12 protein-coding genes are annotated in these 12,342 nt (G+C 44.4%); 1 reads left to right on the forward strand and 11 read right to left on the reverse strand.

Going from position 1 to position 12,342, the window contains the following annotated elements; translation table 11 throughout:
- Window positions 1–162: 162 nt before the first annotated feature.
- From QFZ77_RS24450 to QFZ77_RS24470, 5 genes are all read right to left on the reverse strand, one after another.
- Entirely contained in the window at window positions 163–1,566 is a 1,404-nt protein-coding gene (locus QFZ77_RS24450; protein ID WP_307443334.1) for an MFS transporter, read from the reverse strand.
- 236 nt (window positions 1,567–1,802) lie between these two features.
- Complete coding sequence (locus tag QFZ77_RS24455) at window positions 1,803–2,081, reverse strand: hypothetical protein (RefSeq protein ID WP_307443336.1); 279 nt, start codon at window positions 2,079–2,081, stop codon at window positions 1,803–1,805.
- A complete protein-coding gene (locus QFZ77_RS24460) occupies window positions 2,068–2,298 on the reverse strand; it encodes a hypothetical protein (protein ID WP_307443337.1) in 231 nt (76 codons plus the stop codon). Before QFZ77_RS24460 ends, QFZ77_RS24455 begins: the two co-directional genes overlap by 14 nt.
- Window positions 2,299–2,688 (reverse strand): S-layer homology domain-containing protein, encoded by a 390-nt coding sequence (locus tag QFZ77_RS24465; protein ID WP_307443338.1) that lies wholly within the window; start codon window positions 2,686–2,688, stop codon window positions 2,299–2,301.
- Window positions 2,689–2,782: 94 nt separating this feature from the next.
- Entirely contained in the window at window positions 2,783–4,285 is a 1,503-nt protein-coding gene (locus QFZ77_RS24470; RefSeq protein WP_307443339.1) for a DUF4153 domain-containing protein, read from the reverse strand.
- A 143-nt stretch (window positions 4,286–4,428) separates the two neighbouring features.
- Between QFZ77_RS24470 and QFZ77_RS24475 the strand changes: the two genes are divergently transcribed.
- Window positions 4,429–6,225, forward strand: coding sequence for an ABC transporter substrate-binding protein (locus tag QFZ77_RS24475; protein ID WP_307443341.1), 1,797 nt, complete (start codon window positions 4,429–4,431; stop codon window positions 6,223–6,225).
- A gap of 20 nt (window positions 6,226–6,245) precedes the next feature.
- On the opposite strand, the gene QFZ77_RS24480 is transcribed toward QFZ77_RS24475, so the two are convergent.
- The 6 genes from QFZ77_RS24480 to rpiA form a co-directional block, all read right to left on the reverse strand.
- Window positions 6,246–8,192: an ATP-dependent DNA helicase gene (locus QFZ77_RS24480; protein WP_307443343.1), complete on the reverse strand. Its 1,947-nt coding sequence runs from the start codon at window positions 8,190–8,192 to the stop codon at window positions 6,246–6,248.
- Between the two features lie 145 nt (window positions 8,193–8,337).
- Window positions 8,338–9,216: a radical SAM/SPASM domain-containing protein gene (locus QFZ77_RS24485; RefSeq protein ID WP_307443345.1), complete on the reverse strand. Its 879-nt coding sequence runs from the start codon at window positions 9,214–9,216 to the stop codon at window positions 8,338–8,340.
- An 83-nt stretch (window positions 9,217–9,299) separates the two neighbouring features.
- Window positions 9,300–10,097 carry a lipid II flippase Amj family protein gene (locus tag QFZ77_RS24490; protein ID WP_307443347.1) on the reverse strand — a complete coding sequence of 266 codons (798 nt, stop codon included), beginning with the start codon at window positions 10,095–10,097 and terminating at the stop codon, window positions 9,300–9,302.
- Window positions 10,094–10,528, reverse strand: coding sequence for an SRPBCC domain-containing protein (locus QFZ77_RS24495; protein ID WP_307443349.1), 435 nt, complete (start codon window positions 10,526–10,528; stop codon window positions 10,094–10,096). The genes QFZ77_RS24490 and QFZ77_RS24495 overlap by 4 nt, the downstream gene beginning before the upstream one ends.
- 37 nt (window positions 10,529–10,565) lie before the next feature.
- Window positions 10,566–11,093, reverse strand: coding sequence for a DinB family protein (locus tag QFZ77_RS24500; RefSeq protein WP_307443350.1), 528 nt, complete (start codon window positions 11,091–11,093; stop codon window positions 10,566–10,568).
- Window positions 11,094–11,589: 496 nt separating this feature from the next.
- Complete coding sequence (rpiA, locus tag QFZ77_RS24505) at window positions 11,590–12,261, reverse strand: ribose-5-phosphate isomerase RpiA (protein WP_307449822.1); 672 nt, start codon at window positions 12,259–12,261, stop codon at window positions 11,590–11,592.
- Window positions 12,262–12,342 lie beyond the last annotated feature (81 nt).

Consider the following 12,342-nt stretch of genomic DNA (forward strand, 5'->3'; position numbering starts at 1 on the left):
TCGATGGATTGAAAATAGGACAAGCTGTAAACGCTTTCAGATCTATGCTTTATATATACACCCTTTTACAAAGGCTTATACCTTCGGGGCTGCACTAAAAAATTAAAAGAGCCAGACCTTTGTACAGGGTTGGCTCTTCCAAGTTCATTGTCTTTCCAGTATTTATACCAGTTCATTGACCAGTTGTTGATTTTTTTTGCCAAAAGATACGAAATAAAGTAATGTACTTGCTACGACAACTAAGCATAATATCAGAATGAGATTGCCGTACAAGTAGGCGTGTGAGTCTGAAATTAGAGGATGAAGCGGAAAAGCAAGCAGTTCTTTCTCCATCACTTTAGCAACGAGTGCCGTCACGACCGCTCCGGAAATCGTTGATGTCATATTGAAAAAGCCCATCCCGACGCCAATTTGTTGAACAGGCAATATTTGCGTAATCGTTTCCGTTAATGCCGTCTGCATGAAAGAAAACCCGATGTACATCATGATGAGGGCTGCTCCAATGTACCATACCCAAAGTCCGATTGATGAAGATTGCAGTAAAAGACTAGCTGCTATTAATATCAATCCTAGATATACAACATAATGGCTCCCTCGCTTGACCGTCATATTGCCGGCCACTTTCCCAAATACGACCGCGCTAATGGCTCCAGGAAACATTATAAGTCCAATATGTTCTGTGTCCAGGCCGTATATGTTACTTAACATTAGCGGAATGACGAACATGACCGACATTACGGTGCCAAAAATTAGAAAGCCGATGATGAGACCATTTCGGTAAAGAGAATTTGTGAAAAGTGCAGGTTCGACGAACGGCTCCTTCGCTCTGCGAATATGAACGATAAATAAAATAAGAGCTATCAGCACGATTCCCAAGTAGATCCAATTTCCTTCTGTCGTAAACAAAATCAGCGTTGATATGATAATACCCAAAAGTACCGCTCCTGCAACATCCAATTTACCTGCTTTGCGCGGTTCTACAGGCAGAAACTTTTGAAAAAAAGGAATGGCTATAACGACTGGTACCGAAACAAGAAACAAAAAGGCCCAGTGAAACGATCCTGCAATATAACCGCCAAGTACCGGACCGATCCCAATCGCGAATGAAACGGTCGATGTAATAATACCAAACATTCTCCCCCGTTCTTTCACTGTGAAAAACCGGGCTACCATGACGAAAATCAAGGCTGGGATAGCTGACCCACCTGCCCCTTGTATGGCCCGAGATAAAATGACAGCGGGATACCACGATTGGCATACAAAACCCAATATGGACCCAAAAGCGTAAAGAGAGATCCCTATTGTAATCAATTTTTTGATGCTGTACATATCGGAAAGCTTCCCGAATATAACCATTCCCATACCAAAGACGATAAAAAAGATCGTAACTACCCAGCTTACACCGGAAGCATCCAGACCGAACTGCTTGGCAATGCTTGGAGTAGATACATTGAATACGGATTCATTCAATACGGCAAAAAATATAACATAATAAATCCAAAGGACACTTTTCTTTATTTCTGAGTTGTCCGCTACAGTGTTGGTTTGACTCTCCACGATATTCATTTCGACAAACTTCCTTCCTCTTTACGAATTTAAATTTCATATCATTGAACTTACTACTCATTTACTCCTCGATTCACCCCATTTCTTACCAGCCACCTCAACTTTACCAAACTCACGTTCTCATGTACAGTAGTTTACACAACAAAAATTGTTGACAACATACAACTTGAAAGCTTCGCCAAACAAAAAAACTGCCAACTCTCCGTCGCCAGAGACTAAGCAGTCTTTATAATGGTTTAGTTTACATCCACACTCACTGTAGCATGCGCAACCTCGCTATAAATGGTAATCTTATGAGTACTATCCAACAATTGTTTAGCAATCAGTCTCACTTCAAAGCGAGCATTCCCATTTTCATCAAATAAATCAGTTGTTCCTAGCGAGGTACCTGCCTTTACAATCTCAAGGTTTGGATTTTCAGGCGACACAACAGGCGTCAAGTTCTTTGAAGTGACCTCATTTTGATCAAACTGTTTTTTGATGATCGGGTTCCCATACTGGTCAAACAAATTCAATGAAATGGATACTTCGAGCTGCGCTAAGTTTGCTATTATTCACATAAACGGTTACTGATAAATAATCATTCGTTTGGGAAGTATTCGCTTCTTTGACGTTAGCAATTATAACGAGGTTGCCCCATTCATCTTTTTTAAAATCTGCTGGAGCTGAGCCAGCTACAATGGCCGTGAAACCCGACGTTCCAAGGGATGCCGTTTCTCCGTATTGATTCATCTAATCGTTGCAGCCACCATCGCTAACGCCATTCGTAATTCCAGCTGTTTTCAAAGCTTCAATATATGGTAATGCAAAGCCATTGGCTTGATCATATGTACTTACATCTATAAATGAGGAAACTCTTAAACTAGCATTAATCGGAAGATCCAAGATCTTTGCCGCAACTTTAGCGAACTGTGCACGGTTCATTTGACTCTTTAATCCGAAAGTCGTTTCGGTCATTCCCTCAAAAATACCCGCGCTAATCATCGCATCGAATTTGGCTTTGGTAGCGGCGTCTAGTTGGCTCAAGTCCGTGAAGTCAAATGACGTTTTGCCGAATGCGACAGATGAGAACATGGATAAAGCCATAGCGGATGTAAGTACGAAAGATAGTTGTTTTTTCATAACGTTTCATCCTCCTAAGTCTGGGTTTTGTGTTGATAGGAATTTATACCCAGCTGCTTTGAGATCGAAACGAAATGTTTTGAAATATTTACATTTACCTTCTTGCTTGATGTTTGGATAGATTCCAGGAAGGCCATGAATAGTCTCCGGAATCTGCTTTAATGCGATCTATGGTTGCTTGTATCGACACCAACTCAGGGTGCTTGGATTGCAGTTCCTTAAGTGGCGGGACCACGTCGGTTGAGAGTCTCCCCAGATATTCAAGGTCGATGATTCCCGTTCTTTCGTACCGCTCCATGTTGTTGATTACGATTCGTTGTTCAATGTTCATATAATTCATCACCAGATAGGCCAGGATTGCCGTCGTGATAACAGCTTTTGACAAGGACATCCGCTCCATCCAGATTCGGAAAAAAGCAATGATAAACAAAACACCTAAGAAAATCATGAAACCATGAACGAGTAATCTCGTTTGCGTGAAGCCATACGCCTCTTCATACAACGAAAGCCTTCCATAAGCGGAAATGAGCATCACGATCGTGCATCCAACGAGCATCGTCAGCAGCCCTTTTCGAATGTTTTCCCCCATTTGACCGCTGCGGCGGATCCAATGCAGGCCTGGAAACAGCAGCGAAATATTGATGATAGCGACCGCAACAAGCTCAGCAAACCCTCTTCGCGCGTACTCCGCATAGATCACACCATTTGGTAAAAACCCATTCGCTGCTCCGAATAAATAGGAGAACTGAATGATAGCGAACAGCACATAGACAACGTTGACACACACCAGTAAAGTACCGGCTGTTATTGGATCAATGAGAATTTTTTTGTTTACAGCGGCAGATTCCTTACTTAACTCTTGAGGCGTTTGACTGGCTTCGAGGACTTTTGGAAAAAGAATTCCCCATAAATAGCAGAACGTGTATAGGGTTATTGCAATCCCAAAACCGGTACGTACTATCCCCTCAGCAACCGATATTCCGTTGAACCAATGAGGGATTTGGGTCACCCAAGATTGAAAAACACGATCCGCAGAAGCTAACAACCCAATTACGATGAACAATATGGGGGCTGCCAGCAAAAGGCCTGCACCAACTTTCCCCATCTTTCCCCATGCAGACTCCTTTTCGGTCTTTCTGCTCGGCAGCCAAGCTTTGATCATTCCAAAAGGTACTGACAAGTAAGCTATCGGCCTGCCAATGCAATGTCTCAGCAGATCCTGCAGGAATGTAGCATGATACCATGCATGCTTACTATTGCGTGATAAGACAATCGTCTGCATCGCAATGCATAGGGGTAAGGCAAGCAAATTAAGTGTATGGAACAGATTGTTGGCAAACAATGTATACGTCATAGCAATTAATACAACTGGAGCCAGAAGGAACCAACCCGCTTTATTTTGTCCTTCCCACGGCTCAAAGCCGCCTAATCTTCCTTTTATGGCGTAAAAGTAAAGGCTGTAAAAGCCAGCCACACTAATCAGAACAGAGATGCCGGCGGCATGGTCAATAAACATGTATTGAACCATGAAACCCAATAAACATGCGTACACAAGCATTAAACCGTATTTTCTTTGCCATGGAGCAGGATCTCTCATTGGACTTGTTCTCCTTTGTTTTACAGATGGTCAGGCAGCCTAAGCGTTTGTTATTTCCTGCCCTTTATTGTAACCTGTAAAACAAGAACAAAAAGTGTAAGTTTAAATTTCATAATTTCATATTTTATTCCGGAGGCTAAAGGGTGAAAATACGCAAACATTATTTAACAATTCGACGCTCATTTCCCCATGTCCATGAAGAGAATCCGCTCGAAATAACACTAGAAGAGTTAGCGTTGCATTTGGACTGTACGCACCGCAATATGGTTCTGCTTCTCAAGCGAATGCAGCAGGAGCAGTGGCTCACTTGGCTGCCCAAGAAAGGCCGCGGTAATCGCTCGACCCTTATTTTCCATGCGCGCAAAGAAGATATGCTTCTGGAGGAAGCTAAGGAATTGGTCGCGAAACAGGATCTGCATTCTGCTCTTGAACTGCTGCAAGCAGCCGAGCATGCTTCTTCCCTGCGAGAACAATTCCAAGTTTGGTTGTCAGGGCAATTCGGCTTTCGTTCTGAAGTGCAAGGTCAGCGGAGAACGGATATTTTGCGCTTCCCACTTACGCAAACGATTCACGCCTTAGACCCTGCAGCCATCCATTATGCGGGGGAATCCCATCTGGTGAATCAGCTCTTCGATGGACTCGTTCGGATGGATGCCAAAGGAGATCAGATCCTACCGCATCTTGCACACGCGTGGGATGTGGATGCTTCGCGCACCTTATGGACCTTTTATCTCCGCAAAGGTGTGCAGTTTCATCATGGCCATGAGATGCTGGCAAGCGATGTGAAATATTCACTTGAACGGCTTGGGCGCTTAGCGCCGCGTGGACTGTATAGCTGGGCTTATGCAGGCATCATTGACATTACAACTCCAAACGAAACAACAGTTTGCATTCAACTGTCTGAACGCAATGAATTATTTCTCGGATTTTTAACTACCAATCGCGCTTCTATCGTACCAGCTGATGTGTGTGAAGCTGCCGGCGGACTGATGGATAAGTCGCCTATTGGCACAGGACCTTTCCGGTTAACTGGGCATGAGCAAGGGATATGGATCTTGGAGGCATTCCCTGCTTATTTTCAGGGACGCGGGTTCTTGGATCGGGTCGAAGTATGGACATTGCCGGAGAATGAACAGACGGAATTATCAGCTCAAAGACAGCCTTTCCAAGTCATGCACAATGTGCGAATTTCAGACATGGAAGCGCAGCGTTGGCAGCAAGTAAGGCAATCCGGCATGACGACGAAATTCATGACCGTGAATGAATTGAAAGACGGACCGTTAAAGAATCGCTTCATTCGCGAGGCACTTAACTTAGCCTTGGATCAACCCTATTTACTGGAACAGCTCTCGGGAGATGTGATTGAAGCGGCAAGCAGCTTCTTCTTGCAGCGACAACAAGATACGGATCGTCCAAATCCTGCCATTGACGCGGGACAGCTAATTGAAGTCGAACAGCTGCTAGCAGCTTCCGGCTACCAAGGTGACGTACTGAAGCTGGCGACCATCCCGCAATATGAACAGGACGCGCTTCTTTTGCAGAAAATGTACGCCATGTCCGGAATCTCACTGGAAATCCTGCTTATTCCTGCTGAAGAATTCAAGGGCGAGCTGCGCATGACAGCAGATCTGCTGCTATTTGCCGTCATGCTAGACGAGCATCGTGAGCTGCGGCTCTATGATATGTACAAGAGCATGCGGCAGCATGCGGCGCCTGATGTGCAGACCATGCTCGATGACAGCTTGCGGCAGCTGCGTTCCGAGTCCGACCCGAAACGCAGAATGGCGCTGCTTGAGCAGTTGGAATCCCAGCTCAAGCAGCGCCACAGCCTGCTATTTCTATATCGAAAACATCTCAAAACCGCTTACCATCCGTCGATTCGCGGCATCTCCCTCGACTCACTTGGATGGGTGCGATTTCGCGACATTTGGTTCACCTAGAACCACCCATCGAAGGTAATTTATTCGCTCTTCAGTGTTACACCAGAAGGCAATATGCGAACAATGTGCTCGCGAAGCACCACGTTATCGTGCAGTTCGTCATTGAAGATGGCAATAATTCCACTGTCTTCACGGGTTCTAATCAAGCGCCCTATTCCCTGTCTAAGCCTTAACAGCATATATGGAATATCCACCTCTTCGTACGGCGAGGTTGATGCTTGACGCTTCGCATTGAATACGGGATCTTGTGGAGGAAACGGCAGTGACCAGACAATCACATTGGACAACGAAGGACCCGGTATATCGAGTCCTTCCCATAGAGTGACTGCAGACAACACGCTGTGTTCGTCTCCCTGGAAAGAGGCAATCAAATGGCTGATTTCTTGATCCCCTTCAAACAAGAATGTCAGTTCCGAACAATCCGAACGACCTTTGATTTCTCGCTTAAACCGCTGCAGCTCCTCGTGAGTTGGGAACAGAATAAGCGCTCTTCCTTCTGTTCTTTTTAACAACTGAACCGCGGATTCCATCTTTTCTTGAAACGTACCGCCAGACTCCCATTTGGGTGCGATAACTTCCATCCGCTCTGCATAATCAAAAGGAGAATCTACAGAGAAAGATAGATACTTATCAAGCCCCAAACTGTTAGCCACGTAATTAAATTTCCCCTCAACAGACAGCGTAGCCGATGAGAAAACGATTGGCATTCTGGAAGAAAACACGTGCTCTTTCAGCACTTCTTTCACGGTTCTTGGCATAATCACTAGGCTAAGACCTGTAATGCTTTCGGTTGCCCAGCAAATGAAGGTTTGATCATTGCGGAACAAAGCCAGCGCTTTCTGCATCATTTCCAAGTGTTCTTCCACGATCTTAAGCTGGTAGTCGTTTAATGTGAACATTTCACCTTCAAAGACAAGCTCCTCTTCAATCTCCGATAAAATATCACTTAGACGATGGATCTCTCGCAGCAGTCGGTCATTGATGATAATCTGCTTACGATCCGATCCAACAATCGGTTGACAGCAGCTTTCAAGCACTTCGAACATGAGCTCGCTTTGCTCAATGGCCTGATCAATACAGACGGCTAACGTCTCGCGCACTTCCCCTTTTAACAAACGAACCACTAATTCCTCGAACACCATATGCTTCAGCTTGTACGTTAAAGCTTTCTGAGCAGCCGATTCCATCAGATGTCCTTCATCGAAAACAACCGTACAATGATCCGGCAGCAAAGGAAGCTGACCTTCACGTTTTCTTCCGTCGTACGTCCACACATGTTCCATGTAGAAATCATGCGAGCAGATAATCAGATCCGCCGAACGTCTATACGCTTCACGAGATAACGTTTGGCCGCAGCGATGACGCTTATCGCAGACGAAACAATCCTGATAGGCATCCCAACTCACCTTGTGCCACTGTTCATCATTCAGGTGTGGGTAGTTTTTACGATCCCCATAAGCATGGAATGTTTGCAGCGCTTCACGAGTATGAACAAAGTCAGGAAGACCTTCATGCAGCTCTCTATATATGCCGGTATCCTCATGTCCGAATCGCGCCTCATCAAGCTTGACGAGACATACGTATTGGTCAGGCGATTTGGCAAGCCGCGCATCAATAACGAGATCCAAGTGACGCGATATTTTATCAATATCTCCACCTGGCTTGACCAATTGTTCAATCAAAGATTCATCCGCACAAGCGATGATAGCCGGTTTCTTCATGAATCGCGAGTAACATATCGCATACAATAAATAGACTAGCGTTTTCCCCGTACCTACCCCTGCTTCCGCAAAAATAGTCGATTTCTCAGCAAAAGCTCGTTCTAACTGGAACGCCATGTAAATCTGTTCGTCACGCACCTCAAAGCCTGCTTCAGGCAAAACTTCATAAAATATATCCGCAATCCAGTCAGAAACCTGCTGCATGAATGGCTGTGCGTGATCATATGCAAAAGGATAACGTCCCACGTAATGTGCCCCCAACAAATAGAATTGAATCAAACTTATATTATCCCACGAATGCTGCTTAAAAGCAAAGATCCGCTTGAAAAAGAAACATAAGAAAAAAGCCCATTCCCCAGCACGCACCTGCTAGAATGAGCTCTACCTATTTCTACATGCTAAATCGTTCGCGATATCCACATTTGCGGCATAATTCCTCGACAACTTCACGTCTGGAAAAGCCCTCGAACAATCGGTTCGCCCGTTCACCCTCAACGATTTCGGAGAAAGGCGTTTGGTTGATATTACCCAGATTAATAACCCCTTCTCCATCCAGACAACAAGGAATCACAGTGCCATCAACAAGAATGCCTGCTTGATTCCGCAGCGCGTGACAGAAGCCCGGCCCTTCAATTTCTTCCGCCTTCAAATCCGGCCACTGGAACTCATGATCCTGATTCAGATAGACGCGATCGGCCAGCTTAACACCAGTACCGCGAACGAATTTCTCATCGATTTTGTAATCAAGATCGAACTCTTTCTCGAGCAATTCCAGCACTTCACGGTTTCGCTGCCGTTCTTGATTCGTCTGATTGTCCGTATCTAGATTCCATAAACGGAATGAGATAATCGCATTGGACTTGGCAACGATTTCCTTAGCAAATCGCAGGATACTCGTGACGTATCCTTCTTTATCCTCAGATCCTTCGTGGCCATCAAAGCTGTGCAAGGAGAAATTCATTTGCCGCAGCGCCGGTTTATCCAGCAGCTTGTGTCTATTTTTGTTAATCAGCGTGCCGTTGGTTGTGATATTGACCTTGAAGCCTTTCTCGTGGCTCAAATCCAGCAGTTCGTCAATCTTTGGATGCAGCAAAGGTTCCCCTTTGACATGCAAATAAATGTGATCCGTATGCGGCTTAATTTGATCTAATATATTGGTAAATGTATCGATTTTGATAAAATTAGCTTGGCGCTTCGTCTGTGGGCAGAAGGTGCAGGCCAAGTTACAAACACTTGTAATTTCGATATAAAATTTCTTGAACTTCTTCATTCTATAGCTCCGTTTCTAGCTGCGCTCCTATGATATTTGCTATTATACCAAGCAAGCCCTGTGAAGGAAAGGAAATCGAACAATTAGAAAAACCATCTGACCATCCATCCAATAAAATGAGCAGACGGGATAAGGAAAACTTGCGCAAGCAGTGTCCCGAGAAATCGAGATGTCATGAGCAGCGCATAGATCTTTCCAAGCTGTCTACGTTGCGATTCGTCATGCAGTGCTTTGTCCGTGATAAGACCTAACTGCGGATCTATGAATATGGTAAGCAAAATAGTAGCAATACCGTTAATAAGTCCGGATGCTTGCGACGCTGTCGTTGCAAATTCAGGTAATAAATGCGCGGCATATAAGGAAGAAAGCACACCAACCGAATAGAAAGCAGTCACCATAATATTAATCAAAAGGAATCGTTTTGGAATCCCCAAATAACGGAACTGGCTCAACAGCTTGACATTCGGCTTCTTCAAATATTTTTTCGTGTTCTTCAACTGAGTCACCGTTACACTCGTTATGAGTTTCGGAATCGATCCTGCAATTTCCAACCGGGAAATGACTCGAACGCTGAGATTGATAAAAGACGGGAATAAAGCAATCGCAATCAGTGTCCCAATCGACGAGGCGAATAAACTGATTCGCAGGTATCGTTCCAAATCGAACGTCGGTTCGATCTTCGCAAAATCAACGAAGTGCGCAGTCATTGGCGCCTGAATTAAATTCGCTGTGCGCGATACAAGGACGACAATGCCGACTAAAGAGAGTGCCACGGCCAGCTTATTCACTTGCACCCCAGCGTACCGAATCGAGTATGACAACGTTTCCGCTGTGTGGATAATCATCGTCAGAATGAAGACCAATATGAGCGTGTTCGTCATCGTATGGACTTTTCCTTAGAAAGGGCTAGTAATCCGCTGATTACCTCTTCCCAATGTGCTTTCATCTCTTCTCTTTGCTCCGCGCTGTCCAGCTTCTCTTGATGGAAGCTAATTGTTGTTTTCCCTGGACTAGCGGCAGGCAGCAAGCGAATTTGTAGTGTAGACGCCTTCGGGAAGCCAATTGGCTGCCAAGTCATTCGAAGCTGCTCCTGCGGCTTCACCACACGAAATTCCCCCGTCGTTCCTTCTTGCGTCACGAACTTGTGACCTTTCACGATCTCAACTGTCGCTAAATCACCTAACCAAAGCTTTCTCCCTTGTGTTGAAGTCAGCAGCTCCCAAGCATCCTCTTGGAAAAAGGGAAGTGTACGTCTAACACCAATTTGAAAGCCTGCCGAAGCGGTCAGACCAACTGGTTTATTGGTATTCATCTCTTCTTTCCTCCTATCGGGGTAAAATTCACTGCTTTTATACCGGAAGTCGTTTTCTCATCCAACGAATCTGCCCCCGATGATTAATCTCATCCTCAAATACGTGGTACCACATGAAATAATGGTTAGCGGGCTGGTTCCGCCAGAATGGGTATTCCTCATACAACCAATCATCTGTCTTCTTCTTGAAAACCTCATATGTTTTGCTGCGCACCTCGCTCAAGATGCTTAGATAATAGTCGAGGTTATTTCCCTTAATTTGGGCTCTTTCTTGATCACCAAGCTCGAGGGCTGCTCCCCAGATTTTCATTTCTTCCTCGTTCAAATCACGGTGCTCGAATGTCTCTAACTGATAAGCAACCTCGACGGCCGCGAAGTGCAGCAGCAAAGAGCCGATGGAGTTACTTGCCGCGTCCATTGTGTAGTCTAATTGCTCGGTTGTGAGTCCTTCCACACTTCTCAGCGTCGTACTTCTCGCGTAATTCATCATTGACATCAGCCTGCTAATTTGAGGCGCATAGCCTGGGATGTCTGTGATTAAAAGAAGATTGGGTGAATCGTGCATATGTACATTCGCTCCTTGTTTAATCGTTAAAAGATTATCTTATTTAGATTCGTTCTTTTGGTAGATTTTCCCTGCATAAGCTTTAAACGCCTCTCTCAATCTCAGCTTAAATCTTCCCACTAGCCCAAACATGATAAAGAAACTACCACTATCACTACACCAACAACAACAACAACAACAACCTCTACCAGTTCCAAGTGCTAGGTGCCAAGTGCCAAGTCCAGCCCCCAGTCCCCAGTCCCCAGTCCCCAGTCCCCAGTCCCCAGTCCCGTTGGAGTATCGAACAATATTTGCTGTAAAACATGCAGTTAATTTCACTTCAGCTGCTCATCTCTCATGTATTACCTGCATTTCCTACATCAAATTCACCCATAACGCTCAGTTTGAGCCTCTTAAGGCGAAATTAGCTGTATATTTTGCAGGTAATCCCCTCCGAAGGGCGTTCAACACCTAATTTTGATGCACAAAATGCATGTATTGTGAATTCGTGCTTCCCTCATGGTTGGTCAATAATCTTTACATTTCCATCGTTGTATCCAATGACTAATGAACTTACCATACGAGTAAATAAGCCATTATCAACAACACCTGGAATCAAGTTGATTTGTTTATTTAGCTCTATTGGCTCTACTATTTTTTCAAAGTTACAATCTACGATTATGTTTCCGTTATCCGTGACATACTCTTTATCGTTACTCATTCGTATCCTTGTGTTACACCCTAGTTCCTTTAATTTATTTATTGTTAAATTCGCAGCAAATGGGACAATTTCGACCGGTAATGGAAATTTGCCTAAATGTTCTACTTGTTTTGATTCATCTACAATTACAAAAAATCTCTTACTATTAATGGCTAGTATCTTCTCTCTGACTAATGCGCCTCCTCCACCCTTGATTAAGTTTAAATGAGAATCAACTTCATCCGCACCATCAATCGTTAGGTCTATCACATCTATTTCAGAAAAAGCTACTATTGGAATTCCTAATTTATTTGCCAATTCATCCGAGTCTCTAGAACTCGCTACGGCCCGGATACGAAGTCCTTCCTGTATTCTTTGAGCAATTTTTTGGATTGCCCAATAGGCTGTTGATCCAGTACCTAATCCAACTACCATGCCATCTTCAATAAATTCTACAGCTTTCTCAGCAGCTAGTTGTTTGGGGTTCATCATTTTCTATTTTCACTCCTAAATTTAAGTTATTCCTTACCTTATTTTGCCCTTATCCTATCTTAATTACAATCTTTGTCC

The sequence above is a fragment of the Paenibacillus sp. V4I3 genome, from assembly GCF_030817215.1.
GTDB lineage: Bacteria > Bacillota > Bacilli > Paenibacillales > NBRC-103111 > Paenibacillus_E.